This is a genomic window from Ruegeria sp. BE1 (assembly GCF_056538885.1).
Genome location: NZ_JBQFTY010000002.1, coordinates 598963 through 623642, shown reverse-complemented (window position 1 = coordinate 623642; position 24680 = coordinate 598963). Strand labels below are relative to the sequence as shown.

Below are 24680 nucleotides of genomic sequence, written 5' to 3'. Positions count from 1 at the left end.
CACACTGTAAATGACGCCGCGCCGTTTCGCAGCACAATTATGTCGGAATCCATAGCCACCTGTTGGGTGCACAACGGTATGGATTGCCCAGCGCCGACGCACCGCGTCGGTTTTGCACGGCATTCAATCAGGGACCCTGCCCAATGAGCTATAAATCCGACATCGAAATCGCCCGCGAAGCGAACAAAAAACCGATCCAGGAGATCGGCGCAAAAATCGGCATCGACTCCGCCGACCTGCTGCCCTATGGCCACGACAAAGCGAAGGTGAGCCAGGACTTCATCAACTCGGTTCAGGACCGCGAAGACGGCAAACTGATCCTGGTGACGGCGATCAACCCGACCCCGGCGGGTGAAGGCAAGACCACCACCACCGTGGGTCTGGGCGACGGTCTGAACCGCATCGGCAAGAACGCGATGATCTGTATCCGCGAAGCCTCGCTTGGCCCGAACTTCGGCATGAAGGGCGGCGCTGCAGGTGGCGGTTATGCACAGGTTGTTCCGATGGAGGAAATGAACCTGCACTTCACCGGTGATTTCCACGCCATCACCTCGGCCCACTCGCTGCTGTCGGCCATGATCGACAACCACATCTACTGGGGCAACGAAGCCGAAATCGACGTGCGCCGCGTTGCATGGCGTCGTGTGGTCGATATGAACGACCGCGCTCTGCGTCAGATCACCGCTTCGCTGGGTGGCGTGTCGAACGGCTTCCCGCGTGAAGCAGGCTTTGACATCACCGTGGCGTCCGAAGTCATGGCGATCCTGTGCCTGGCAACCGACCTGAAAGACCTTGAAAAGCGTCTGGGCGACATCATCGTGGCCTACCGCCGCGACAAGACCCCGGTTTACTGCCGCGACATCAAAGCCGAAGGCGCAATGACCGTTCTGCTGAAAGACGCAATGCAGCCGAACCTGGTGCAGACGCTGGAAAACAACCCGGCCTTCGTCCATGGCGGCCCGTTTGCCAACATCGCACACGGCTGTAACTCGGTCATTGCCACCAAAACCGCGCTCAAAGTTGCTGACTATGTCGTGACCGAAGCAGGTTTCGGTGCCGACCTGGGTGCCGAAAAGTTCATGAACATCAAGTGCCGCAAGGCAGGTATCGCGCCGTCGGCTGTGGTACTGGTTGCCACCGTGCGCGCGATGAAAATGAACGGTGGTGTTGCCAAGGCGGATCTGGGCGCCGAAAACGTCGACGCCGTTCAGTCGGGCTGCGCCAACCTGGGTCGCCACATCGAGAACGTGAAGTCCTTTGGTGTGCCGGTCGTTGTCGCCATCAACCACTTTGTCACCGATACCGACGCCGAAGTTCAGGCCGTCAAAGACTATTGCGGTGAGCACGGTGTCGAAGCGGTTCTGTCGCGTCACTGGGAACTGGGGTCGGAAGGGTCTGCGCCTCTGGCTGAGAAAGTTGTTGAAATCGTTGAAGGTGGCACCGCGAACTTCGCGCCGATCTACCCCGACGACATGCCGCTGTTCGAGAAAATCGAAACAATCGCCAAGCGCATCTACCGCGCTGACGAGGTTCTGGCCGACAACAAGATCCGTAACCAACTGCGCGAGTGGGAAGACGCGGGCTATGGCAACCTGCCGGTCTGCATGGCGAAAACCCAGTACTCGTTCTCGACCGACCCGACCCTGCGCGGCGCGCCCACCGGCCACTCGGTTCCGGTGCGTGAGGTCCGCCTGTCCGCAGGTGCCGGTTTCATCGTGGTTGTCTGCGGTGAGATCATGACCATGCCCGGTCTGCCCCGCAAACCCGCCGCTGAGACAATCCGTCTCAACGACGAAGGTCAGATCGAGGGCTTGTTCTAAGCCGCCGAATAGGACATCTCGTGGTCCGGGGATATCCCCGGGCCATGAGGAGATCGCAATGCCCACTCTGACACCGCCGCAAGACTGTCAATCGATGCAGGAATTGCGGGTTCAGATCGACAAGCTGGACCGCCAACTGATTGAGATGTTGGTGACGCGCGCAGGTTACATCGACCGCGCCTCGCAGCTGAAACCCGGCGAGGGCCTGCCGGCCCGCATCCCGGACCGTGTCGAAGAGGTGGTGCAGCGTGTGCGTGACAGCTCGGACGAATTGGGCATGGACCCTGATCTGGCCGAAAAACTGTGGCGCATTTTGATTGATTGGTCGATTGCACGTGAAGAAGGCGTGATCGGCCCCGACTGAACACCCGGGCGCTTTGCGCCCGATCCGTTTTTGGAAAGAAGGGATCACAGGATGGTAGCCCAGGTTATCGACGGCAAAGCCTTTGCGGCGAAAGTGCGCGCGCAAGTGGCCGATCAGGTTGCAAAGCTGAAAGAAGAAAACGGCATCACGCCCGGTCTGGCCGTGGTTCTGGTGGGTGAAGACCCGGCAAGCCAGGTCTATGTCCGCTCGAAAGGCAAGCAGACCGTCGAGGTCGGCATGAATTCGTATGAGCACAAGCTGGACGTTGACACCTCGGAAGAGGACCTGCTGGCGCTGATCGACAAGCTGAATAACGATCCGGCTGTTCATGGAATTCTGGTGCAACTGCCGCTGCCCAAGCATCTGAACGAAGATCTGGTGATCAACTCGATCGACCCGGCCAAGGATGTTGATGGCTTCCACATCTCGAACGTGGGCCTGCTGGGAACCGGTCAGAAGTCGATGGTGCCTTGCACCCCGCTGGGCTGTTTGATGATGCTGCGTGACTATCACGGCTCGCTGTCGGGTATGGACGCGGTTGTGATTGGCCGTTCGAACATCGTGGGCAAGCCGATGGCGCAACTGCTGCTGGGCGACAGCTGTACCGTGACCATTGCGCATTCGCGCACCAAGGACCTGCCGGACGTTGTCCGCCGCGCTGACATCGTTATCGCTGCCGTGGGCCGCCCCGAGATGGTGCCGGGCGACTGGATCAAAGAAGGTGCAACCGTGATCGACGTGGGCATCAACCGCATTGAACGCGACGGCAAGAACAAGCTGGTCGGTGACGTCGACTACGCCAGCGCAGCCGAGCGCGCAGGCGCGATCACCCCGGTTCCGGGCGGGGTTGGTCCGATGACCATTGCTTGCCTGCTGGCCAACACTCTGACCGCCTGCTGCCGGGCAAATGGTCTGCCCGAACCTGAGGGGCTGACAGCCTGATCCTTTAGGAGACCAAACAGGTTTTGGGGTCGAAGGAGATACCTCCTTCGGCCCCTTTTTGTTTCACAAAACTGTTACTCAGTTCAAAAGGGCAGGGTTTGAATATTCCGAGAACGGTGATAAGCAAGCAATTCCAGCCAGTTATGGAATAAGCCAGGGTGTCTTCGGGATGTGGGCTGGACCCTGGGGGTAATATGACGAGTTGGCATGAACACTGTGCTGAGACCGGTTCTGGCTGAAATCACCCTTCGCAGGGCATTGGCCACCATTGCTTTGCCGCCGCTTCTGGCGAGCGCTTTCCAACCTTTTCCTGCTATACCGCTCAGTTTTGGCGAACGTCTGGTGTTCTGGGCCGGAGTGGTCGGCCTCGCGCTGGGCGTGACGTGGGTTGCCCGCAAGCTGACGCAGATTTACTTTCTGGATGCACATTTTTCACTGCGCGACGGCGCGTTGGGTCTGATTATTCTGGTGCTGTTTTTGCCACCGCTGTGGTTGCTGTCTTTTTTGCTGATGACCTACGGTGGGCAACAACCCCCTGACATTTTTGCCGTCGCCCCGTACGGCGCGCTGTTTGCCACAGGGCTTGTTCTGGTCGGGGGGCACAGCCGGACAGAACGGCAAACACCTCAGCCCCTGCGCCCGGAACCGCGAATGCGCAATCGCCTGCCGGAGTCGTTCGCGGGGCAGATCTATCGGTTGACCGTGCGTGACCACGAGGTTGACGTCGTTACATCGGAAGGGACATTCACCGTCCGTTCGCGGTTGACGGATGCCATTGCCGAGATGGACCCGATCGTGGGGCACTGCACGCATCGGTCACATTGGGTGGTCGATGAGGCGATTGTCGGGATTGAGCGGCAGGGCGGAAAGACGTTCTTGCGCCTCAGAAACGGCGATCTGGTTCCGGTCAGCCGAAAATACAAACCCATGCTGGAAGAAGATGGGGTGATCTAAGCGAATTCAGCGTGGCATGGGAAAAATCCGGGGCTGCGCTCCTGTCAGAATGGCCATCGCCTCCGTCTCCATCAAGCCGTTCAGCACGTCATCCGAACTGTGTAGCCCACCGGTATAAGTGCCGTAAGCGGGCAGAATCAGCCGTGTTTGATCCACCAGAAACGCAGGGCGCGTGACACTTCGCCCCCGCGCCGTCACGCGCACTTTCGGATGGTAATGACCTGAGATTTCGCTCTGTGCCTTGCTCTGTGCGATGTGGCGAAAGGTAATGGGGCCAATACTGTATTCGGCCAGATGCGCCCCGCCCAGATCAATGGGGCCGGGATCGTGGTTGCCTTCAATCCAGATCCAGCGACGGCCGGCTTGAAGGGCGGTGACGTCCCGTTTCTGAGCCGGGTCCAGCGCGGCCGAGGCATCGAGGTCGTCGAAACTGTCACCCAGGCAAATCACCGTGTCAGGACTGGTGTGGGCAATATCGGCAGCCAGACGGGTCAGCGTTTCCCGGCTGTCATAGGGCGGCAAGGTTGGGCCGCCACGCCGCGCGATCCGCTCAGACTTACCCAGATGCAGGTCCGAGACGCAGAGCAGGCGCTGCGCGGGCCACCACAAGGCCCCGGACCCCAACGCGCTGAGGGTCTGCCCAGCAAAGGTAAAAGTGACGTCGTTCATGATACGTTCTTTGCGTGTTTTGATCTGCTCTGCAAGAGCAATCAACTGGGCGCAAGCCCAGCTGCTTGCAGCAGGCGCGCGCTTTCTTCGGCCAACAGACGTTCCTCGGCTGCGCCTTTGACCGGCACTTTGCCGACCTCAAGAAACAAGGGGGCGGCAAGGGGTGAGACGCGGTCCAGTCGCAGCAGGTCGATCCGGTCGTCGATCCGGGCAAGCATTTCTTCAATCCGACCGAAATCGACCAGCCCGCGCATCGCTTCTTCGCGCGTGATCTGCATCAGAAGGTGATCAGGGTCATATTTCAGCAGCGTGTCATACAGGATATCCGACGAAAACGTCGCCTGCCGCCCGCTTTTGCGTTGCCCGCCTGTATTGCGCTCAATGAGCCCGGCGATGGTGGCCGAGGCGCGAAAGGTGCGTTTCATCACGGCGTTTCCTGCCAGCCAAGTCTCAAGCCCGTCGCGCAGCGCCTCGGGCTGGAACAGCGGGCGCGGGTCGGTCACCGCGTCGAGCCCCCAGATCAATGTGGCATAGTCGGTGGCCACAAATCCCAGCGGGGCCAAGCCGGTTTCCTCCATCCGTTTGGTCAGCAACAGGCCCAGCGTCTGCTGCGCGTTGCGTCCAGCGAAGCCGTAGACACACAGATGCTCGCGCCCGTCATTGGGGAAGCTTTCGATCAACAGCCGGTCGCGTGTCGGCAGACGCGAAAGGTCACGTTGCAGGGCCAGCCACTCGGCAGTATGTGACGGCAATTGCGGCCAGTCTGCTTGTGCGAACATGCGCAGGATACGGTCGCTCAGCTGAGTTGAAGTGGCGAATTTCGTGCCTGAAAAAGTCGCGACCTTGGGTTTGCGATCCGCGCGGCGGCTGACCTCGACCGTCATCTCGCGCAGCCCCTCATAGCGTACGATCTGGCCGCCGATCAGGAATGTGTCCCCGGGGGTGAGCGACGCGGCAAATGCCTCTTCGACCTCACCCAATGGTTTGCCGCCGCGATTGCGTTTTAGGCGCACTTTCAGCGTGTCGGTATCCTGTATGGTGCCAAGGTTCATACGAATACGCTGCGCTGCGCGGGGGTCGCGCAGCTGCCATTGCCCGTCGGGGCGCTGTTGCAGACGCTGCCAGCGATCATAGGCGCGCAGGGCGTACCCTCCGGTCGCGCAGAACTCCAGGCAGGCGTCAAAGGCATCACGGCTCAGCTGCGCATAGGGTCCGGCGGCGATCATTTCCCCAAACAGGGTATCGGCATCGAAAGGGCCCGCTGCCGCCGCGATCAGGATATGCTGGCAAAGCACATCGCGCGGGCCTGCGCCGCGCGGCTCGCCATCCAGATCATGCGCGCGGGCGGCCTCAAGCGCTGCGACGCATTCCACCACTTCGAACCGGTTGGCGGGCACCAGCAGGGCCTTGGAGGGCGCGTTATAGCGGTGGTTGGCTCGCCCGATCCGCTGGACCAGCCGCTTGACGTTCTTCGGCGCGCCGATCTGGATCACAAGGTCTACATCACCCCAGTCGATGCCCAAATCCAGCGAGCCGGTACAGACGATGGCGCGCAGGTCGCCGCGCACCATGGCGGCCTCGACCCGTTCGCGCTGTTGCCGGTCCAGACTGCCATGGTGGATGCCGATGGGCAGGCCGTCTTCGTTGGCAAGCCAGAGGTTGTGAAAGAAAATCTCGGCCTGTGCGCGGGTGTTGTGAAAGATCAGCGTGGTTTTGTGCTGCCTGATCTGGTCCAAAACGGCAGGGATGGAATAGGCGGCGCCACCACCGGACCATGGGGGCATCTCCTGCGTCTCAAGCATACGGATGTCAGGGTCGGGCCCGGGATCGGCCTGAATGATCTGACAGGGGTCCGGGTGGCGCGCCAGAAAGCGCGCGATGGCGTCGGGGTCTTCGACCGTCGCCGATAGCCCGACGCGGCGGACAGAGGGGCAGAGCGATTGCAACCGGGCCAGCGCCAGCATCAACTGATCGCCGCGCTTGCTTTCGGCCAGCGCATGAATTTCATCAATGATCACACGCTGCACGCCTGCGAACATGCGCGGCGCGTCCTCGTATGAGGTCAGCAGCGCGAGGCTTTCGGGCGTGGTCAGCAGGATATGGGGTGGGTCAACACGCTGGCGCTTCTTTTGCGTGGCGGATGTGTCGCCGGTGCGGTCCTCAATCCGTATTGGCAGGCCAATCTCGTCAGCCGGTCCTCGCAGATTGCGGCGAATGTCTGCAGCCAGCGCCTTGAGCGGCGAGACATAGATCGTGTGCAGCCCATCCGGCGCGCTTTCCGACAGCTCGGCCAGGGTTGGCAGGAACCCGGCCATGGTCTTGCCGCCACCCGTGGGCGCGATCAGCAGGGTCGCCGGGTCAAAGGCCCGGTCGAACATGTCCTGTTGATGCGGGTGAACGGACCAGCCTTTGGCCGTGAACCAATCGGTGATCCGGGCGGGAATCTGCGTCATGGGCGCAGACTACCGTCCCGGCATCGGAATTACAGTGGGTTAGTGTACGATCTTTTCTTCGCGCACGAACATGTTGGCCCAGGCGCGGTCGATCAGGTCGGGGCTCATCTGATAGGGGATGCCCTCGAACTCGCAGATCGAGATCATCTGGTCGATCAGGAAGATCGGCTGATAGTTCGCGTAGACATTGTTGATGGTCGGATATTTGACCTTCAGCAGGTGCACCAGCGCGGCCTCGTCCAGAGGCATGCCGCGTTTACGCGCGACCATGGCAAAAATCTTCAGGAAGTTTTCCTGGTTCGGCCCGTCGATCTTGATCTTGAAGAAGATCCGGCGCAGGGCCGCTTGGTCGAAAATCTCGTTGGGGTGGAAGTTGGTCGAGAAGATCACCAGCGTATCGAAGGGAACTTCGAATTTTTCACCCGATTGCAGACCCAGAATATCTTTCTTTTCCTCCAACGGAACAATCCAGCGGTTGATCAGCGCCTGCGGCGGTTCCTGCTGGCGTCCAAGGTCGTCCACGATGAAGATGCCGCCTGTTGATTTCAGCTGCAAAGGCGCCTGATAGGTCCGTGCGGTCGGGTTGTAGACGAGGTCCAGCATGCTCAGCGACAATTCACCACCCGTGACAACGGTGGGGCGTTCGCACTGAACATAGCGGGTGTCGAACCGTTTGCGGCGGCGCAGGCTGTTGGGGTCATCGGCCTCTTGTTCGACCGCCGTGTGGACGATCGGGTCATAGACGGTGATCACCTGACCGGCATATTCGATGGCATAGGGTACATAGACATTGTCGCCCAAGGCGTCGCGAATGCCGTTTGAAATCGAGGATTTACCATTGCCCGGAGGGCCATACATCAGGATCGAGCGACCGGCGCTGACCGCAGGGCCAAGGTGGTCCAGAAGGCTGTCGGGCAGAACAAGGTGGCCCATAGCGCCGACCAGCTGTTCGCGGGTCACCTGAATGTTGCGGATCGATTGGCGTTTGACCTGCTCGCGGTACACATCCAGCGGCACGGGCATGGCGCCGAAGTATTCCGACTGGCTCAGCGCGTCCAAGGCGCGGGCTTTGCCTGCGTCCGTCAGCTGATACCCCATTTCATTGCCGCTATTGGCGTTCAGGGTGCCTGTGGCCTCGATCAGTTTTTGTTCGCGGGCCATGTCGATCAGCTCTTGCGTCACTGATCCGGGCAGACAGATGGCTGCTGCGATTTCGGTCACGGTGTCCACGTTCTTGCGAAAGATCGTTTTCAACATGATGTCGCGCATCATCACGATGGGCAGTTTCATTTCGCCCAGTCCCTTGGGGGCAGGGGGGGCCATAACCGAAGTCGTCAACATATTCATGAGCGTCGCCCGTCATTAACAATTTCACGCAAAAAACCCCCGGAAGGGTCACTTGCTGAAAATTTGGCCGCGCTTTGTGGCAGCACCAAGGCAGGGAAGAGGCGGGTTAGTGATAGTTTACGAGCCGTAAACAGTGCCAAGAACAAGATAAAGCGTCAGGCTGCCGCCCAGCGACAGGCCCATCGGGATATGCTTGGCCCGGCTCCAGCTTTCCCACTCAGGTGCAAAACTGCGCAGTGCGGTTGAGCGGGCCAGCCTGTGACTGATCCAGGCCGCCATGTTCATCGACGCCAGAATGATCATCATCAGAAAATAGTCACCCGGCCAGACAAAGGGCGAGGCGGCGGCCATAAACTTGGCGTCTCCGGCCCCCATCGCGCGGATCGCATTGAACAGTATGCCCAGAAACAGAACAGGTATCACATGCAGGATCTGCCAAAGATATGGGGGCAGGGAAATAGACACCGGTCCCAAACTGGCCGAGGACCATTCGGTCGACCAGGGCGGTAAAAGGAACAGCCCGACGATGACGAACACCCCAAAAACCGCATAGACCGCGTGGTTCCTGATCCGCATGTCGCGCAGATCAATATAGGCCACATAGATGCAGATGGGCACAACGAAGGGCAGAAACCACGTCGCGGCCTGCGCGGGGATGTTCATGTATCAGGCTTCCTCAAGCGCGCGGAGCGAGCGGACGGCCTCGTCATAATGCTGCGGATGGGTAGCAATGGCCTCGCGGAACAGGTTCTTGGCCGTGGCCACATCCCCCTGTTTGACCGCTGAGATGGCCATGGTGTTCAACAGCATCGCCCGTTCGACCTGAGACATGGGAACAACCGGCAGGCTGTAATTTCCCTGCGCCGCCCGCGCCAGAACCAGGTTGTTCTTTGCGGTGAACAGGGAATTGTCCTGACGGATCGCATCAGTAAACAGACGTTCGGCTTCCGCATATTGGCCTCGGGTCAGTTTGGAATAACCCCAGTTGTTCATCACGCTGCCGGGGCGCGTGGTCAGGCCAACGGCGGTTTCATAGAAATGATCCGCCCGTTTCCAATCCTGATTTGAGTCCGCCACCACGGCCTCAAGACGATAGCGTTTGAAGCTTTCATAGGTGGGGGGAATGGAGTCCAGAACGGTCTTTGCCTGTTTCCAGTTTCCCGACCGCACCAGCGCATCGGCATATTCGACCCGGTCGATATTCGACACGCCCGACATGGTGGTTACCTTTTTCCACGCCGCGGCAGCCTCGGTGGTGCGTTTGGCGCGGGTCAGGGAAATGGCCAAGCCCCGCTGCAGATCAATCCGACCTGGGTTCTTGGCCGCGGCGCCCTGGAAATATGTTACAGCTTCGTTGGGGTCGGCTGCAGTCAACAGGACTTCGCTCAGGTTGGTTTCGTCAATGACGTCGACTTCCTGAAAGGTCCGTTCGACCTTTTCATCCTCGGTCTCTTTTTCGCATGCGGACAGGATAACCCCGCACACCAGCATTGGTGCAATCAAGAATTGTTGGCGCATTTTTGCGTCCTTTACTGCTCTTGCTCATCTTGTGGGAGCTTGCGAAGCGTGAATTGCCCGTCGCCTTGCTGCTCCAGCGTATATTCTTGCTTTTCTGCCTTAGTATTAACAGGAATTTCCATTTTTGCGAGTGCTAAGCGCAGATTGTCCCGAATTGCGTCACTTTCGCCATCGTTCAGCGCATAGGCGCGTTTAAAGACCTGCGCAGCCTCGGGGAATTCGCCTTGCTCGATCAACAAAACACCCAGATTGTTCCACGCCGCGGACCAGTCCGGATCTTCCTTGACGGCGCGGCGCAACAGGGGTTCTGCCTGCCCCAACCGCCCCAGGCCCAGATTGGCGGTGCCCATCGATGTGAGGATTTCCGGTGTCAGCCCCTGGTCGAGGGCAGCTCGGGAGTAGGATTTCAAAGCCAGTTCATACTCTCCGGCAGCCATTAAACGATGACCGACCGCAATTTCATCAGCACTTTGGCCGTTTCGATCAACGCCGGGGGCTTCGAGGTCGTTAGACAGCCCTGTTTCCGTGCAAGAGGCCACCATGGCGAAAACCACAGCGGCCTTTACAATATGGGGTATCCCGGACGGGAGCCGCCTGTGCCTGAGTGTCATGTGGTTAACCAGAGCCACCTTGATTGACGAAGTCTTCGATCCCTTTTGCCGAAGGGCCAACCAGAATGACCAGCAATGGCGGAACCGTCAGAATCATTGTGGCAAGTGTCATCTTCGTTGGCAACTTGTTCGCGGCCTCTTCGGCGCGCATCACGCGTTTGTCACGCATTTCGCTGGCATAAACCCGAAGTGCTTCGGCAATCGAGGTACCAAAGGTCGCCGACTGGATCATCACCGTCACGAACGAGCTGACATCCTGCACGCCGCATCGGGTGCCAAAGTCGCGCAGAACCGTGTCTTTGTCTTTACCGGCTTTCAATTCATACGCGACGATTTCGAATTCCTGAGCGATATCCGGGTAGGAGACCTTCATCTCGCCAGCAACACGCACAATTGCCTGATCCAGAGACTGACCCGCTTCGACACAGACCAACATCAGGTCTAGCGTATCGGGGAAGCCGGCAGTGATGGCCTCATGCCGTTCAGCGACGCGACGGGTGATCCAATAACGCGGAAGGAAATAGCCCGCTGCAGCTGGGATCAGAACACGGATTGCAACCTGGCTTCCTGTGAATTCCTCACCACCAGACAAAACAGTCACCAGCATCACACCGATCAAAATGCCCACGATACCCAATGCAAATTGTGCAAAATGGAAAAACCGTACAGCGTCTTTCGAATGATAACCCGCCTGACGCAGAGTGAGCTGCATTGCAGACAGCTGTTCTTCATTCTGCGGCTCAAGGAAGTTCGCGAACTTTTCCAGCTGCTCATTGCGACCGGTTGTGCGCAACTTGTCCTTTTTGGATTTTTTGTTGCTTTTCGGCGCCGCGTTGGACTTTTGCAGCTTTTTTAGCGGATCTTCGGGCTGATTCATCATCAGCGATACCGCGATCAGGATCAGGAACAGCCCCAGAACGCCGATGACGATCAGTGGTCCGAACTCACCTAAATGCTGTTTAATCAGGTCATTGATTTGGTTGATAAATTCCATCTCGATACCCTTAAACCTTAATGTTGGTGAGTACACGCATCACGATCAGGTTCAATGTCAGCATGATGCCCACAAAGAAACACAGAGGGATAAACAGCGCGTGATCCAGCACCTCGTCGTAGTAGGTGGGGTCTGTTACCAGAATGAAGAGCAGACAGAACAGTGGGAAGCCGGACAGGAATTTACCGGACCACTGCGCCTCGGCTGTGATTGCTTTTACACGGCGGAACAGGCGGAAACGGGCACGGATCACCTGGGCAAGACCGGCTAGAATCTCTGCAAGGTTACCACCAGATTGTTGCTGAATGCCGACGGCGACCGACAAAAAGCGCATATCCTGCATGTCCAAACGTTCGGCCATGTCTTTCAGCGCCTCGCCCACGTCACGGCCATAGGCGCATTCGTCAGCTATGATGCCGAATTCGGTGCCCAGTGGGTCCTGAATCTCATTCGCGACGATCTGGACCGAGGAGACAAACGGGTTGCCCACGCGTAGCGAGCGTACCATCAGTTCAACCGCATCTGGCAGTTGCTCTTCCATCATGGACAGACGCTTTTTGGCCTTACGGCTCACCCAGGTGTAAACACCGCCGACGCCAATGCCGACCGACAGCGCGATCCGCAAAAGCATTTCCGTTGCCGTGCCGATGGTGAGCGCAACAAAGGCGAAGCCGGACAACAGAACCATAATCATGATCAGCTGCCGTGGAGAGAAGGCAATCGCCGCTTTCTGTGCCTTGTCAGACAGCAATGAATAGAGCGGTATGCTCTGAGACTTCATATGCTGCTGCATTTCCTTGCGCAGCTGTTCCAGAACCTGCTCGCGGCCGACGCCCTTGTCCAGCATGTCCAGACGGCGGTTCACCTTGCTGTTCAGGCTGATGGATTTGCCGAAAGCAACCAGGTAGATGCCTTCGACCAGAGCGAACACTGCGACGAAGATCACGACATATATGAGTGCCTCGATAGGCAATTGCATGATCAGATCTCCTACTACATTGTCGTTGCTTCGTAGATCGAAGCAGGCAGGTCAAAGCCCCACAGGCGGAAGCGCTCGGAATAGTGGCTGCGCACGCCGGTGGCCGTAAAGTGACCGATGATCTTGTTGTCCGGGGTCAGGCCAACACGTTGGAATTTAAAGATTTCCTGCATCGAAATCACGTCGCCTTCCATCCCGGTAATCTCAGTGATCGAGGTCATTCGACGCGAACCATCCTGCAGACGGCTGGCCTGAACGATCAGGTTCACAGCGCTTGAGATCTGGCTGCGGACCGCTTTGATCGGCATTTCGATGCCAGCCATCGCGATCATGTTTTCCAGACGCGAGATCCCGTCACGGGCCGAGTTGGCGTGGATCGTGGTCATCGAACCGTCGTGGCCGGTGTTCATGGCCTGCAACATGTCGATCACCTCGGCGCCACGCGTCTCGCCCACGATGATGCGGTCAGGGCGCATACGCAGGGCGTTTTTCAGACAGTCGCGCGGGCTGACTTCGCCTTTGCCTTCAACGTTGGGTGGGCGGCTTTCCATCCGACCCACATGGGTCTGTTGCAGCTGAAGTTCCGCCGTATCCTCGATGGTCAGGATGCGCTCGGCGTCGTCGATAAAGCTGGACAGGGCGTTCAGCGTGGTCGTTTTACCCGAACCCGTACCGCCCGATACGATGATGTTCAGACGGGTGGACACAGCGGCCTGCAGATAAGCGGCCATTTCTTCGGTGAACGCGCCGAAATTGACCAGATCGTCAATGCCCAACTTGTCCTTTTTGAATTTACGAATCGAAACCAGCGAACCGTCCACCGCAATCGGCGGAACCATGGCGTTGAAACGCGAACCATCTGCCAGACGGGCGTCAACATACGGATTGGATTCGTCGACACGACGACCCACCGCGGATACGATCTTGTCGATGATCCGCATCAGGTGTTTTTCGTCTTTGAACGTGATGTCGCTGATTTCCAGCTTACCATCGCGTTCTACGAAAATCTGCTGAGGGCCATTCACCAGAATATCGTTGACCGTATCGTCCTGCAGCAAGGTTTCAAGCGGGCCTAGGCCCGTGACCTCGTCATACAATTCCTTGTTCAGCTGCGTGCGGTCTTCGCGGTTCAGAACGATGTTACGCGCTTCGAGAATTTCGTTGGAAATGGCGCTGATCTCCGAGCGCAACTCGGACTCGCCAGCATTTTCCAACGCGGCGAGGTTCAGGTTTTCCAGCAATTCGCGGTGAAGCTCGATCTTGATCTCGCCCAGGCGTTCTTTGCGTTTGCGGTCTTTGTCCGCCGCGACCGGCTCGGCCGCTTTCTTCTGCGCGGGTCGGCGCGCCACAGCGTTGGCAGTGGGCGCTTGTTGGGCCGCAGGTTTGGGTGCTGCGGCCGGGGTTTGAACCGGCTGCGCCTCAGACTGTTTCTTGTATCTTGAAAACACGGCGGCTCTCTCCCTTTAAAACTCTTTACGCGGCTTCGGCGTCGCTGCTGCCCAGGCTGTGCAGAGATTTCGCAAGTTTTGCGATTTCACGACGCAGCGGGTTTTTAGCGGCCGCATTTGCCAATGGTTGCCCGTGGTCGCCGCTCTGCATGACCGGCTTGCCACCATCGGGCAGTTGTAAATCAATCGAAATTCCCAGGCTCTCGCCCATACGTTTGACCCGGCCTTTGCCATTCAGGTCGGTAAATTTGGGGGCGCGGTTCAAGGCAAACCGCAGCTTGTTGAACGGCAGTTCCTCTGCCTGCAGCGCGCGTTTCAGGCGCAGCGCATTCTGGGCCGAGCGCATATCTAGCTCGATCATCGCGAAATAGACATGAGCGGCCTGCAAAACGGTCTCGGACCAATGCACAAGGGTCGACGGCATGTCGACAACCACATAATCGAAATGCCTGCGGGCCGTGTCGATCACGCGCTCAATATCTTCAGGGGTGATCAGGTCCAGCGGCACCATATCGGAGGGCGCGGTCAGAACCTGCAATTTGTCTTCATAGCTCTGCAACGCCGTGGCGAAGACTTCCTCGTCCATCGAGGCGGTGTCGGACAACATCTCAAACACAGTCTCGCGGCGCGGCAGGTCCAAATAAGTGGAAACCGTGCCGAATTGAAGGTCCAGATCCAACAGGCACACTGACGGCGCCTCTTTGTCGGATACCGTGGCCAGTTCCCAGGCGAGGTTCACGGCCATTGTGGTCGAACCTACGCCGCCAGCCAGCCCGTGTACGACAAAAAGAGCAGCCTCCTTGGATTCGCCCTGTGTCAGCGGCGCAGCTTGTTGAACGGCCACCGGATCGGGCTGGTTCATCCGGGCGATAGCTTCCTGCAATTCACCTTCGGGCAGAGGGTAGGGGACAAATTCATCCGCCCCTTTGCGCAATAGCTGGTGCAGCGCAGCTGGTGTGACATCCTCGGCGATCAGAACAACTTTGATCCGCTTTTCCTTGGCGCGGGTGATGATCTCACCCATCAGCGACAGGTTGTCTTCGTCTTCGCCGTCAATCGCAAGAGCAACGAATTCCAGTGATTCGGCATCAGGCTGGCTGAAGAACGCCAGAGCCTCGGCAAATCCCAGATCACCCCATCGCTCGCCAAGTGCGGCCTCCATGTCCTCGATCAACAGATCGAAATTCTGGACATCGCGGCTGATGGTACAGGCCTGGATGGCATTTTCATCGTTTCGTGGCGATCCGCTCGTCATAGACACAATCCTCATCGCAGGTGCAGGCAAACGCAGTAAGCCTGATGGCTTTGACTGGTTCGCTTTTGCCCCGGTGCGACCACGATCGGCCGCAAGACACCTAATTGTTGAAAAACTGGCTTGGAACTTAGGCAAGATTTAGGCGCAAAAGAACCAATTGTAGGGAAATGGGCGACGATGCCGCCCATTTCCTAGGGATTATTGTTCACCTGAGGAAGAATCTTCACGCTCAATGTAGCTGTCGCGCTCACCGCTTTCTACATATTCGCGATAGATCACCTCGGCGTATTTGCCATCCAGCAATTGCGGCGCGCGATCAACAAAGCCCGAAACCTCAGTCACCGTGCGGCGGTTGCGACGATCCCGGTTCGGCGTGTCGATCAAAGGCTGCGATTTGCCAAAGGACACGACGGCCTCAAGCCGCGAGCGCGAGATGCCCTGCCGTGTCAGGAAGGCGACGGCCGCATTGGCGCGGCGCTGACCCAGTGCCCTGTTATAGGCAGTCGATCCAACAGCGTCGGTATGGCCGAATACACGGAACCGCGCCTCTGGGAACTGTTTGATCCAGTCCGCTTGACGCAACAGAACCCGCTGTGCCGTTTCATCCAGCTGAGCGCTGTCGAAGGCAAAGTTGATTTGCGTCGGAACTTCGGCCGCGAATCGCTGGCCCAGGATCTGGGCGTAGGTCAGTTCGCCGTTCAACACTTGGGTGTTGTTCAGGGTCGCATTCCCGAAAGCCCCCTGGTCGAGCTCGTACCCGGCCTCACGTGTACACGCGGTGACAGCAACCGAAAGACCCAGTGTAAGTAATGTCCACTTCTGCATTGGTCCTATCCTCCTATCAATCCAGAACGTAGCCGTAAGAGTTGCCAAAGTCCTGTTTGGCTACTTCCGAGGCTGCGCCGGAACCCGGACGCGTTGTACGAGCGGTTTTACCGTTCACGAACAGATCGAATTCGCTGGGTGGTTTCACCCGATCCGTCGGCAGCGCCAGCGCTTCGCCGCGTGTCGGCGAGACCAGATGCGCAGTGACGATGATCACCAGTTCGCTTTGATCACGCTGGTATTCCGCGCTGCGGAACAGGGCACCCAAAATTGGAACATCACCGATCCAGGGAAGCTGGCTGTTCAGGTCCGTGAAGTTGTCCTGAATCAAACCTGCAATCGCAAAGCTTTCGCCATCTCTCAACTCAACCGTGGTTTTTGTATCGCGGCTGATGAAAGTCGGTACGTTGTTGCCGGCAATTGTGAAGCTGGAATTCGGATCAATGCTCGATACCGATGTACCCAGTTCGAGGTTGATCAGATCTCCATCGACCACCCGGGGTGTAAACAGAACCTGAACACCAAAGGCACGGTACTCGATGGCAATGTTGCCGTCATCTGCAGGAACCGGAATCGGCACCTGACCACCGGCTAGGAACTCAGCCTCTTGCCCCGAAAGGGCAGATAGGTTGGGCTCTGCCAGGCTGCGGGCAAGTCCTTTGGATTCAAGAGCTTCAAGCAACAGACGAACCTGTGTCGACCCAGCGCCGAAGCCAAAAAGAATGGCACCTGTGTTTGTCTGCTGGAGCGGGATGTTGTTGTTCAATGCGTTGGCCAAAGCACCGGCATTGTTCAACGTATTGATACCGCCGGTTACATCGCTGCCGCCAAAGCCGAGCGACGCGGTCAGACTTTTCGCGACCGAGCGGTTCATTTCCGCAAAGCGCACTTTCAGCATCACCTGCTGAACACCGCCAACCGACATCAGGTTAGACACGCGTTCTGGTGCATACCGTTCGGCCAGCTCAAGTGCCCGCGCCATCTTTGCGCTGCTGGAAATCGTACCGGAAAGCACGATGCCGTCATTGGCTGTGCGCACTTCAATGGGCTCACCCGGCAGAATCTGCCGCAGACGCTCTTTGAATTCAGACACATCCGGGGACACGCGAACGCGGACGTTTGCCAGCAAACTACCGGTTGCATCAAACAGTGTCAGCGTGGTCAGGCCCGGAGCCTTACCCAATACATAAATCGTCCGATCCGACAGCGACGAAATATCCGCGATGCCCGCATTTGCAATGCTGAGTTCGGCGAAGGGTTCTTCGCTTTCAACGACAATTGCGCGGTTCATGGGAACGTCCAGCGTTTCGGCCGTCCCGTTTTTCACCACGCGCAAAGTTTCAGCCCAAGCCGTATGGCCGACCGGACCAACTGTAAGCGCCAACCCCAGAAGGGTTGCGCTAATCCAAGATGTTATTTTCATGTGACCTGCCTCTCCGATCACGCCTCGTTTTAGGTCTAATGCCCTATGCTCACTAACACTGCGCGAATTACGAATTTATTGCAATAATCAATGGTTTCTGGAATTTTCCTTATGTGGACAATCCGCAACAACCCCAAAAAAACAAGCCGCGCAATTGGCGCGGCTTGATACTGTAACGTTCTGATTTAACGTCAGTTTGTGCAGGGGATTTCCGTTTGAACGGTTTCCGCTCCGCGACGGATGTTGGTATAGCATTTACGCTCTTCAGCTTGGACTGGTTCAGGTGCAATTTCCTTGAGTCCCAACAGTTTCCGTTGGTCTACTTCGACAGCGCTTGCAACTGTGTTGTCCAACACTCCGACCAGAGCGAGCGACAGCCGTCCGGTGTTTTGCGCCTGTGCCAGCGCTGCAATCTCTTCTGGAGTTGCTGCTACCGTTACGGTGCGTGCGATTGTTGCTCCTGCCAGGTCAGAGCCTGCGGTCTGATCGACGGCAATGATTTCGATGTTCGTCTGAATCAGACGGGTAATTTCGCCACCGGCCCCCTCAAAGTCGCCCCGAATCGAACCTGTCCAGTACACGTCCACATTGTCGCCCGGTCGCAAGAAGCCAGACACACCCGAGGAAACGTCAACGCTGATAGCAAAGGCGCGTTTGCCTTCCGCGATACGCGACGTCAGGCCAGCGGCCTCACCAGGATTGGTGACTTTCACCTCCATCAGAGCTTCATCTTTTTCCATTGTCCGCAGCACATAACGATCACCGATGGCATCTTCGGGGAACAATGCGGCCATGTCGGTGAAGGTACCTTCTGGGATCGCATCTTCGGGCCAATTAACGATTCGAACGTCCTCGGCAACGATGCGCTCACCATACTTCATAGCACGGTTCGAAACGATGACGCCTACAGTCGGAACCGATTTCACGTTTGCCAATGCATCCTGTGTCGCCTGACGTTCTGCGGCCAGTTGGGCCTGGTGCTGAGCTATATAATCGCGCGCCAAGTAAACGGCGCCCCCGGCCAAAGCAACCCCGAGAATCAGGACAAGTCCAAATACCAAACGCATTCGCGTCCCCTTATATTATTAGTTTCTGTTTGATCGCTATAGATTATCGCGATGGTCAACTGGTATTAAAGGAAGATTGTGTCGAAAAGGGGGACAATGTCCGATTTTTTCGGTCTGGCGCTTTTTCAGCACGCTGCAAAACGGATCAATCGGCGACGGGTCAATCGAAAGTTATGGTGATCTGCTCCGCGACGTCGATGCTGCGAATCGCAGCTCCGTTTTTGGCGTCGAAGTCTTTTACTGGTTGGCCGAAGAAGACGAAAATGCTTGCAGCAATCCCGACAATAGCAGCTGTCAGAACAACCCAGTCGACGGTTACAGCGCCGTCTTCGTTTTGCAGGAACGCTTTGAAGATGTGTGTCATGGAGCCGCCAGCTTGCAAGTGGTTGCATAAAAAGAGGGGCCCGGCCAAAATTAGCCAGGCCCCACCAAATAATTTTCAGATCAAGCAGTAAAATTTACTGCGGGTTGATCTGAACGCTGCTGACAGCAGTGCCGGCAGTGGAGGTCAGAGCAGCGCCGACGTTGTCAGCGATATCTTTGGTGCCGTTACCGATCTGGGTGTAGGCAACTGCGGCCAGGCCAACGATAGCTGCGGTCAGAACAACCCAGTCAACTGTTACGGCGCCGTCTTCGTCTTTGCGGAAGTTCTTGATGAACTTGATCATGGTACGTCCCTCCTAAAGGATCAAAAAGTAATCAAACCTCGGTGTCTAACAGAGCTTTCTCTCTCAGTCCGCTCTCGACCGTCTCGGTGTGGCATTATGTTTGCATGTCAGGCATGGCAGGAATTGGGCCAAACAGCATTTTTTTCCTCCAGAGTTTAACTTTTTGGTAGTTTTTCGGCTAACATTTTGAAAAATAACAAATAAAAACTTGCATTGCCCAGCGGTGCCTTGTGATCTCGGTGCAAAATTACGCCAAATGAGGCGAAATTGCCCCAATTCGACGTGTTTTTCTGGCATTTCAAAGGGATTCGAGGTTCAACTTGTTGAAAAGACGAAAACACGAGGCAGGCAAAATGAAACTCCGGTTCGCAATCACATGCGTCGGCGTTATGGCGTCGATGATGTCGGTGCCGATCTCCGCCGTAGCGACCGAGGTCGAACCACGCGGTGTATATAAGCGTGTAAAAGCGGCGAAGCCCGGCGTTCGGTCCAGACCTCTCGTGCAGATCTCGCCCGAGGAACATGCAGCAGCGCCCTTTGCACCAAGCACTGGCGCAGAAATCGAAGTGCCTGAGATCATCACCCGGACAAAGGTTGTCCCCCCCAGTGTTCCGGGGGCGACCCCCAAGGGCAAACCGGTCGGTTCCTACAAAGCATTTTGGGACAAAATCTCACCCGCGTTAGCCGATTCCAGCACCGGGCGTCTGCCCGAAGCCATCAACGCCCTGGCGGCGACTAATGTGGCGTCCCCGCGTCTGCAGACATTGCAGAACATCGCCGAGAAGCAGGGGGTCGAAATTCTGCGCTCGACGGTCGGCACCGAAGTTTCGCCCGCGCTTGTTCTTGCGGTCATTTCAGTTGAATCGGCAGGCCGGGTTGACGCCGTCAGTTCAGCCGGGGCGCAGGGGTTGATGCAGTTGATGCCGGCAACCGCCCGTAGATTTGGCGTAAAGGACAGCTTTCATCCGTCGCAGAACATTTCCGGTGGCGTGAAATACCTGAACTGGCTGATGGAGGAATTCGGCAATGACCCGATCATTGTTCTGGCCGGGTATAACGCGGGCGAAGGGTCTGTACGCAAGCATGGTGGCGTTCCACCGTTTGCCGAGACACGGGATTACGTACCCAAAGTGCTGGCCGCTTTTCAGATTGCCAAAGCGCTTTGTTCAAGCCCGCCAGAGTTGATTTCAGACGGGTGCGTGTTTCAGACGCTCAATTGAAAAAGGCCCGCCGAAACTGGCGGGCCTTTTCCTTTGAAAGCCTGAGAGGCGCTCAGTTGACGATATTGGCCTCAGTCGCGGCGCGAATCTCATCTTCGGTGACGCCTGCGGCGATCTCGACGATCTTGAGCCCGCCCTCAACCACATCAAGAACGCCCAGGTTGGTGATCACGCGGTTGACCACCTTTTTGCCTGTCAGAGGCAGGGTGCACTTCTTCAGCAGCTTGGATTTGCCGTGCTTGTTGGTGTGATCCATCACAACGATCACACGGCCCACACCGGCCACCAGATCCATCGCGCCGCCCATGCCTTTGACCAGCACACCGGGGATCATCCAGTTGGCCAGATCGCCTTCTTCATCGACCTCCATCGCGCCCAGCACGGCGGCGGCGATCTTGCCGCCCCGGATCATACCAAAGGACGTGGCGCTGTCGAAATAGGCGGTGCGGGACAGCTCGGTGATTGTCTGCTTGCCTGCGTTGATTAGGTCTGGATCTTCCTCACCTTCGAACGGGAAGGGGCCCATGCCCAGCATGCCGTTCTCGGACTGCAGCGTGATGTCCTTGTCACCCACATAGTTCGCCACCAGCGTCGGGATCCCGATGCCGAGGTTCACATACATGCCGTCTTCCAGTTCCTCAGCCGCGCGTGCGGCCATCTGATTGCGGTCCCAGGGCATTATGCGTCCTCCTTCTTGCGCGTGGTGCGCTGTTCAATGCGCTTTTCGTGACTGCCCTGAATGATGCGATGCACATAGATGCCGGGCAGGTGGATCGCGTCGGGATCCAGCGAACCACGGGGCACGATTTCCTCAACCTCGGCCACGCAGATTTTGCCGCAGGTCGCAGCAGGCACGTTGAAGTTGCGGGCGGTCTTGCGGAACACCAGATTACCGGTGTCGTCCGCCTTCCACGCCTTGACGATGGCGAGGTCGGCAAAGATGCCTTCCTCCATGATATAGGTCTCGCCGTTGAAGTCCTTGTGCTCTTTGCCTTCGGCGATCACCGTACCCACACCGGTCTTGGTATAGAAACCGGGGATACCTGCGCCACCGGCGCGCATCCGCTCGGCCAGGGTGCCTTGCGGGTTGAACTCCAGCTCCAGTTCTCCGGCCAGATACTGGCGCATGAATTCAGCGTTTTCGCCGACGTAAGAGCTGATCATCTTTTTGACCTGCTTGGTCTGCAGAAGGATGCCGATGCCGAAATCGTCGACGCCCGCATTGTTCGACGCAAAGGTCAGGTTCTGCGTGCCTGCGTCCTTGATCGCCTCAAGCAGCAATTCCGGTATACCGCAGAGGCCAAAGCCGCCAGCCGCGATGAACATGTCGTCATGCAGCAGCCCGTCCAGCGCCTCGGCCGCGTTTGCATAGACTTTTTTCATGAAAAAACTCCCCCAATGACATGGTGATGGGCAGGTTGTGCCGCCACGTCACGGGGAAGTCAACGAATCCAAGGGGGTGGTGGTATTTCTACCTAAGAGGCCGCCTTCTTGGTGGTTTTCTTGGCCGCGGCCTTTTTCTTTGGCGCGGCTTTCTTTTTGGTGCCTTTCTTGGCGGCGCGTTCATTGACCAGTTCGATGGCCATCTCCTGCGTCACGTCCTCGGGCTTGATGTCCTTGGGGATGGTCGCGTTGACCTTTTCCCATTTCACATAGGGCCCATAGCGCCCGTCCAGCACCTGCATCGCGCCCCCGTCGGGGTGGTCACCCAGTTCCTTGAGCGGCTTGGCCGCCGCCCGCCGCCCACGCCCCGGATTGGCGCGTTTTTCGGCCAGCATCTCAACCGCGCGGTTCATGCCGATTTCAAAGACGTCATTGGGGTCTTTGACGTTGACATAAACGGGTTTCGCCTCTTCGGGCAGCTGGTGCATGATATACGGCCCGAACCGCCCAAAGTTCGAGCTGATCATGCCGCCCTCGGGGTGTTCGCCGATCTGGCGGGGCAGCGACAACAGCGTCAGCGCCTTGTCCAGATCCATGTCATCTTTGCTCCATCCACGGGGCAGGGACGCGCGGGGCGGCTTCTTGTTCTCGGGCGTCGGCTCGCCGCGCTGAACATAGGGACCAAACCGGCCGGATTTCAACCAGATCTCATCACCCGCATCCTCGCCCAGCAGACGCTCATCACCCTCGGCACCTTCGCCCGCGATGGGGCGGGTATAGGTGCATTCGGGATAGTTGCCACAGCCAACAAACCCGCCTGTGCGCGAGGTTTTCAGGTGCAACTGACCCACACCGCATTTCGGGCAGACGCGGGGGTCGGACCCATCCTCACGCGGGGGGTACAACTGAGGCGCAAGCGCCTCATCCAGCTTGTCCAGCACCTCGGAAATGCGCAGTTCCGAGGTCTCGCCAATCGCGGCTGAGAAATCGCGCCAGAACTTGCCCAGCAGGTCTTTGTAGTCACGCTCACCGGCGCTGACATCGTCCAACTCGCCTTCCAGATTGGCGGTGAACTCATAGCCGACATATTGCCGGAAGAAATTCAGCAAAAAGATCGTGACGATCCGGCCTTTTTCTTCGGGGATCAGCCGGTTCTTGTCCTTGCGCACATATTCGCGGTCCTGAATCGTGGTCACGATCGAGGCATAGGTGGACGGGCGCCCGATCCCCAGCTCTTCCATCCGTTTGACCAGCGTGGCCTCGGTATAGCGCGGGGGCGGCTGGGTGTGGTGTTGCAAGGCCAGCACGGCCTCATTCTCGGACAGCACCGCCTGTTTGTCGTCGCTGGTGGCCTTGGTGAATTGATCCTTCAGAGAGGTCTTGGCGAACCGCGCCGGATCGCCTTGCATGATCTGCGGCAGGCGTTTGTCGTCGTCATCGGCCACGTCATCGCGGCCTTCCTCATAAACGCGCATGAACCCGTCGAACATCACCACCTGACCGGTGGCGCGCAGGCCAACCTGACCATCGTCGCTGCCGATCTCGACCGTGGTGCGTTCCAGCCGTGCGGCGGCCATCTGACAGGCGATGGTGCGCTTCCAGATCAGGTCGTAAAGCTTGCGCTGATCCTCATCCGTAACCTTCAGGTCGCTGGCATCGCGGGCCATATCCGTGGGGCGGATACACTCGTGGGCTTCTTGCGCGTTTTTGGCCTTGTTCTTATAGATACGCGGGCTGTCGGGCACATATTCCGCGCCGTACCGGTCGGCAATCGCATCGCGCGCGGCAGCGACGGCCTCGGGCGCCATATCGATGCCGTCGGTTCGCATGTAAGTGATGTAGCCCGCCTCGTACAGCCGCTGGGCCACCTGCATCGCGTGGCGCGCGCCCATGCCGAACTTGCGGCTGGCCTCTTGCTGCAAGGTCGACGTCATGAACGGGGCCGACGGGTTGCGCGCCGCGGGTTTGGCCTCGACCGAGGTGACGCTCAGCGCGCGGCTGGTGATCGCCTGAACGGCCAGTTCGGCTTGTGTGGCGTTTTTCAGGTCATGCTTGTCCAGCTTGTTCCCGGCCAAGGTGACCAGACGCGCCTCATAAGTCTGGCCGCGTGGAGTTTCGAACAGCGCTTTGACCGACCAGTATTCAACCGGTTTGAACGCCTCGATCTCCATCTCGCGTTCAACGATCAGGCGCAGGCAGACCGATTGCACGCGACCGGCTGATTTCGCGCCGGGCAGCTTGCGCCACAGGACCGGCGAAAGGTTGAAGCCCACCAGATAGTCCAGCGCACGGCGGGCCAGATAAGCCTCAACCAAAGGCATATCGACTTGACGCGGGTTCTGCATCGCCTCGGTCACGGCGTCCTTGGTGATGGCGTTGAAGGTGACGCGGCTGACCGGCGTATCCTTTTTGATCGAGCGGCGTTTGGTCAGCGCCTCTTGCAGGTGCCAGCTGATCGCTTCGCCCTCACGATCGGGGTCGGTGGCGAGGATCAGGGCGTTGTCTTCTTTGAGCGCGTCGGCGATGGCTTTGACATGCTTGCGGCTGTCGTTGCCAACCTCCCACTTCATCTCGAATTCGTGTTCGGTATCGACCGATCCGTCCTTGGGAGGCAGGTCCCTCACGTGGCCGTAAGACGCCAAAACCGTGTAGTCAGGGCCAAGGTATTTATTGATTGTCTTGGCCTTGGCAGGGGATTCTACAACAACTACAGGCATTTAAGGGGAAACCTCGCTCGACG

Annotated in this window: 23 protein-coding genes; 5 read left to right on the top strand and 18 right to left on the bottom strand. The window is 58.0% G+C overall.

The window, feature by feature from the left end:
* Positions 1-143 precede the first annotated feature (143 nt).
* From ACR0J5_RS09375 to ACR0J5_RS09360, 4 genes are all read left to right on the top strand, one after another.
* The gene (locus tag ACR0J5_RS09375) at positions 144-1820 is read left to right on the top strand and encodes a formate--tetrahydrofolate ligase (RefSeq protein ID WP_480652610.1); all 1677 of its coding nucleotides are present in this window, start codon (positions 144-146) and stop codon (positions 1818-1820) included.
* Positions 1821-1878: 58 nt separating this feature from the next.
* Positions 1879-2184, top strand: coding sequence for a chorismate mutase (locus ACR0J5_RS09370; protein WP_480652608.1), 306 nt, complete (start codon positions 1879-1881; stop codon positions 2182-2184).
* 51 nt (positions 2185-2235) lie between these two features.
* Positions 2236-3126, top strand: a complete 891-nt coding sequence (folD, locus tag ACR0J5_RS09365) for a bifunctional methylenetetrahydrofolate dehydrogenase/methenyltetrahydrofolate cyclohydrolase FolD (protein WP_480652606.1) — start codon at positions 2236-2238, stop codon at positions 3124-3126.
* A gap of 207 nt (positions 3127-3333) precedes the next feature.
* On the top strand, positions 3334-4080 hold the full coding sequence (locus tag ACR0J5_RS09360) for a LytTR family DNA-binding domain-containing protein (protein ID WP_480652604.1): 747 nt from the start codon (positions 3334-3336) through the stop codon (positions 4078-4080).
* 6 nt (positions 4081-4086) lie between these two features.
* On the opposite strand, the gene pdeM is transcribed toward ACR0J5_RS09360, so the two are convergent.
* The 15 genes from pdeM to ACR0J5_RS09285 form a co-directional block, all read right to left on the bottom strand.
* Entirely contained in the window at positions 4087-4749 is a 663-nt protein-coding gene (pdeM, locus tag ACR0J5_RS09355) for a ligase-associated DNA damage response endonuclease PdeM (RefSeq protein ID WP_480652602.1), read from the bottom strand.
* A 41-nt stretch (positions 4750-4790) separates the two neighbouring features.
* Positions 4791-7202, bottom strand: coding sequence for a ligase-associated DNA damage response DEXH box helicase (locus tag ACR0J5_RS09350; RefSeq protein WP_480652600.1), 2412 nt, complete (start codon positions 7200-7202; stop codon positions 4791-4793).
* Between the two features lie 39 nt (positions 7203-7241).
* Positions 7242-8549: an ATPase gene (locus tag ACR0J5_RS09345; protein ID WP_480652598.1), complete on the bottom strand. Its 1308-nt coding sequence runs from the start codon at positions 8547-8549 to the stop codon at positions 7242-7244.
* Between the two features lie 117 nt (positions 8550-8666).
* Positions 8667-9212: a prepilin peptidase gene (locus ACR0J5_RS09340; RefSeq protein WP_480652596.1), complete on the bottom strand. Its 546-nt coding sequence runs from the start codon at positions 9210-9212 to the stop codon at positions 8667-8669.
* Positions 9213-9215: 3 nt separating this feature from the next.
* The gene (locus ACR0J5_RS09335; RefSeq protein WP_480652594.1) at positions 9216-10067 is read right to left on the bottom strand and encodes a tetratricopeptide repeat protein; all 852 of its coding nucleotides are present in this window, start codon (positions 10065-10067) and stop codon (positions 9216-9218) included.
* An 11-nt stretch (positions 10068-10078) separates the two neighbouring features.
* Positions 10079-10678 (bottom strand): tetratricopeptide repeat protein, encoded by a 600-nt coding sequence (locus ACR0J5_RS09330; RefSeq protein ID WP_480652902.1) that lies wholly within the window; start codon positions 10676-10678, stop codon positions 10079-10081.
* A 4-nt stretch (positions 10679-10682) separates the two neighbouring features.
* Positions 10683-11672: a type II secretion system F family protein gene (locus tag ACR0J5_RS09325; protein ID WP_480652592.1), complete on the bottom strand. Its 990-nt coding sequence runs from the start codon at positions 11670-11672 to the stop codon at positions 10683-10685.
* 10 nt (positions 11673-11682) lie between these two features.
* Complete coding sequence (locus ACR0J5_RS09320; protein WP_480652590.1) at positions 11683-12651, bottom strand: type II secretion system F family protein; 969 nt, start codon at positions 12649-12651, stop codon at positions 11683-11685.
* A gap of 14 nt (positions 12652-12665) precedes the next feature.
* Entirely contained in the window at positions 12666-14099 is a 1434-nt protein-coding gene (locus ACR0J5_RS09315; RefSeq protein ID WP_480652588.1) for a TadA family conjugal transfer-associated ATPase, read from the bottom strand.
* A 25-nt stretch (positions 14100-14124) separates the two neighbouring features.
* A complete protein-coding gene (locus ACR0J5_RS09310) occupies positions 14125-15354 on the bottom strand; it encodes a CpaE/TadZ family protein (RefSeq protein ID WP_480652587.1) in 1230 nt (409 codons plus the stop codon).
* A gap of 198 nt (positions 15355-15552) precedes the next feature.
* The gene (locus ACR0J5_RS09305) at positions 15553-16179 is read right to left on the bottom strand and encodes an OmpA family protein (protein WP_480652585.1); all 627 of its coding nucleotides are present in this window, start codon (positions 16177-16179) and stop codon (positions 15553-15555) included.
* Between the two features lie 16 nt (positions 16180-16195).
* Positions 16196-17602, bottom strand: a complete 1407-nt coding sequence (locus ACR0J5_RS09300) for a type II and III secretion system protein family protein (protein WP_480652583.1) — start codon at positions 17600-17602, stop codon at positions 16196-16198.
* A gap of 191 nt (positions 17603-17793) precedes the next feature.
* A complete protein-coding gene (cpaB, locus tag ACR0J5_RS09295; protein ID WP_480652581.1) occupies positions 17794-18669 on the bottom strand; it encodes a Flp pilus assembly protein CpaB in 876 nt (291 codons plus the stop codon).
* A 160-nt stretch (positions 18670-18829) separates the two neighbouring features.
* Positions 18830-19033: a hypothetical protein gene (locus tag ACR0J5_RS09290; protein ID WP_480652579.1), complete on the bottom strand. Its 204-nt coding sequence runs from the start codon at positions 19031-19033 to the stop codon at positions 18830-18832.
* 94 nt (positions 19034-19127) lie between these two features.
* On the bottom strand, positions 19128-19337 hold the full coding sequence (locus ACR0J5_RS09285; protein WP_480652577.1) for a Flp family type IVb pilin: 210 nt from the start codon (positions 19335-19337) through the stop codon (positions 19128-19130).
* Between the two features lie 353 nt (positions 19338-19690).
* Here ACR0J5_RS09285 and ACR0J5_RS09280 point away from each other — a divergent pair, with 353 nt between their 5' ends.
* Complete coding sequence (locus ACR0J5_RS09280; protein ID WP_480652575.1) at positions 19691-20557, top strand: lytic transglycosylase domain-containing protein; 867 nt, start codon at positions 19691-19693, stop codon at positions 20555-20557.
* Between the two features lie 52 nt (positions 20558-20609).
* Here ACR0J5_RS09280 and ACR0J5_RS09275 read toward each other — a convergent pair whose 3' ends face one another.
* The 3 genes from ACR0J5_RS09275 to topA all read right to left on the bottom strand — a co-directional run bounded on the left by ACR0J5_RS09275 (position 20610) and on the right by topA (position 24657).
* Positions 20610-21236 (bottom strand): 3-oxoacid CoA-transferase subunit B, encoded by a 627-nt coding sequence (locus ACR0J5_RS09275; RefSeq protein ID WP_480652573.1) that lies wholly within the window; start codon positions 21234-21236, stop codon positions 20610-20612.
* Positions 21236-21940 (bottom strand): CoA transferase subunit A, encoded by a 705-nt coding sequence (locus ACR0J5_RS09270; protein ID WP_480652571.1) that lies wholly within the window; start codon positions 21938-21940, stop codon positions 21236-21238. Before ACR0J5_RS09270 ends, ACR0J5_RS09275 begins: the two co-directional genes overlap by 1 nt.
* A 92-nt stretch (positions 21941-22032) precedes the next feature.
* Positions 22033-24657, bottom strand: a complete 2625-nt coding sequence (gene topA / locus ACR0J5_RS09265) for a type I DNA topoisomerase (protein ID WP_480652569.1) — start codon at positions 24655-24657, stop codon at positions 22033-22035.
* Positions 24658-24680 lie beyond the last annotated feature (23 nt).

Coding starts and splice junctions, on each gene's coding strand:
- ACR0J5_RS09375 (WP_480652610.1), top strand. CDS start 144: ATGAGCTATAAATCCGACATCGAAATCGCCCGCGAAGCGAACAAAAAA.
- ACR0J5_RS09370 (WP_480652608.1), top strand. CDS start 1,879: ATGCCCACTCTGACACCGCCGCAAGACTGTCAATCGATGCAGGAATTG.
- folD (WP_480652606.1), top strand. CDS start 2,236: ATGGTAGCCCAGGTTATCGACGGCAAAGCCTTTGCGGCGAAAGTGCGC.
- ACR0J5_RS09360 (WP_480652604.1), top strand. CDS start 3,334: ATGAACACTGTGCTGAGACCGGTTCTGGCTGAAATCACCCTTCGCAGG.
- pdeM (WP_480652602.1), bottom strand. CDS start 4,749: ATGAACGACGTCACTTTTACCTTTGCTGGGCAGACCCTCAGCGCGTTG.
- ACR0J5_RS09350 (WP_480652600.1), bottom strand. CDS start 7,202: ATGACGCAGATTCCCGCCCGGATCACCGATTGGTTCACGGCCAAAGGC.
- ACR0J5_RS09345 (WP_480652598.1), bottom strand. CDS start 8,549: ATGAATATGTTGACGACTTCGGTTATGGCCCCCCCTGCCCCCAAGGGA.
- ACR0J5_RS09340 (WP_480652596.1), bottom strand. CDS start 9,212: ATGAACATCCCCGCGCAGGCCGCGACGTGGTTTCTGCCCTTCGTTGTG.
- ACR0J5_RS09335 (WP_480652594.1), bottom strand. CDS start 10,067: ATGCGCCAACAATTCTTGATTGCACCAATGCTGGTGTGCGGGGTTATC.
- ACR0J5_RS09330 (WP_480652902.1), bottom strand. CDS start 10,678: ATGACACTCAGGCACAGGCGGCTCCCGTCCGGGATACCCCATATTGTA.
- ACR0J5_RS09325 (WP_480652592.1), bottom strand. CDS start 11,672: ATGGAATTTATCAACCAAATCAATGACCTGATTAAACAGCATTTAGGT.
- ACR0J5_RS09320 (WP_480652590.1), bottom strand. CDS start 12,651: ATGCAATTGCCTATCGAGGCACTCATATATGTCGTGATCTTCGTCGCA.
- ACR0J5_RS09310 (WP_480652587.1), bottom strand. CDS start 15,354: ATGACGAGCGGATCGCCACGAAACGATGAAAATGCCATCCAGGCCTGT.
- ACR0J5_RS09305 (WP_480652585.1), bottom strand. CDS start 16,179: ATGCAGAAGTGGACATTACTTACACTGGGTCTTTCGGTTGCTGTCACC.
- ACR0J5_RS09300 (WP_480652583.1), bottom strand. CDS start 17,602: ATGAAAATAACATCTTGGATTAGCGCAACCCTTCTGGGGTTGGCGCTT.
- cpaB (WP_480652581.1), bottom strand. CDS start 18,669: ATGCGTTTGGTATTTGGACTTGTCCTGATTCTCGGGGTTGCTTTGGCC.
- ACR0J5_RS09290 (WP_480652579.1), bottom strand. CDS start 19,033: ATGACACACATCTTCAAAGCGTTCCTGCAAAACGAAGACGGCGCTGTA.
- ACR0J5_RS09285 (WP_480652577.1), bottom strand. CDS start 19,337: ATGATCAAGTTCATCAAGAACTTCCGCAAAGACGAAGACGGCGCCGTA.
- ACR0J5_RS09280 (WP_480652575.1), top strand. CDS start 19,691: ATGAAACTCCGGTTCGCAATCACATGCGTCGGCGTTATGGCGTCGATG.
- ACR0J5_RS09275 (WP_480652573.1), bottom strand. CDS start 21,236: ATGCCCTGGGACCGCAATCAGATGGCCGCACGCGCGGCTGAGGAACTG.
- ACR0J5_RS09270 (WP_480652571.1), bottom strand. CDS start 21,940: ATGAAAAAAGTCTATGCAAACGCGGCCGAGGCGCTGGACGGGCTGCTG.
- topA (WP_480652569.1), bottom strand. CDS start 24,657: ATGCCTGTAGTTGTTGTAGAATCCCCTGCCAAGGCCAAGACAATCAAT.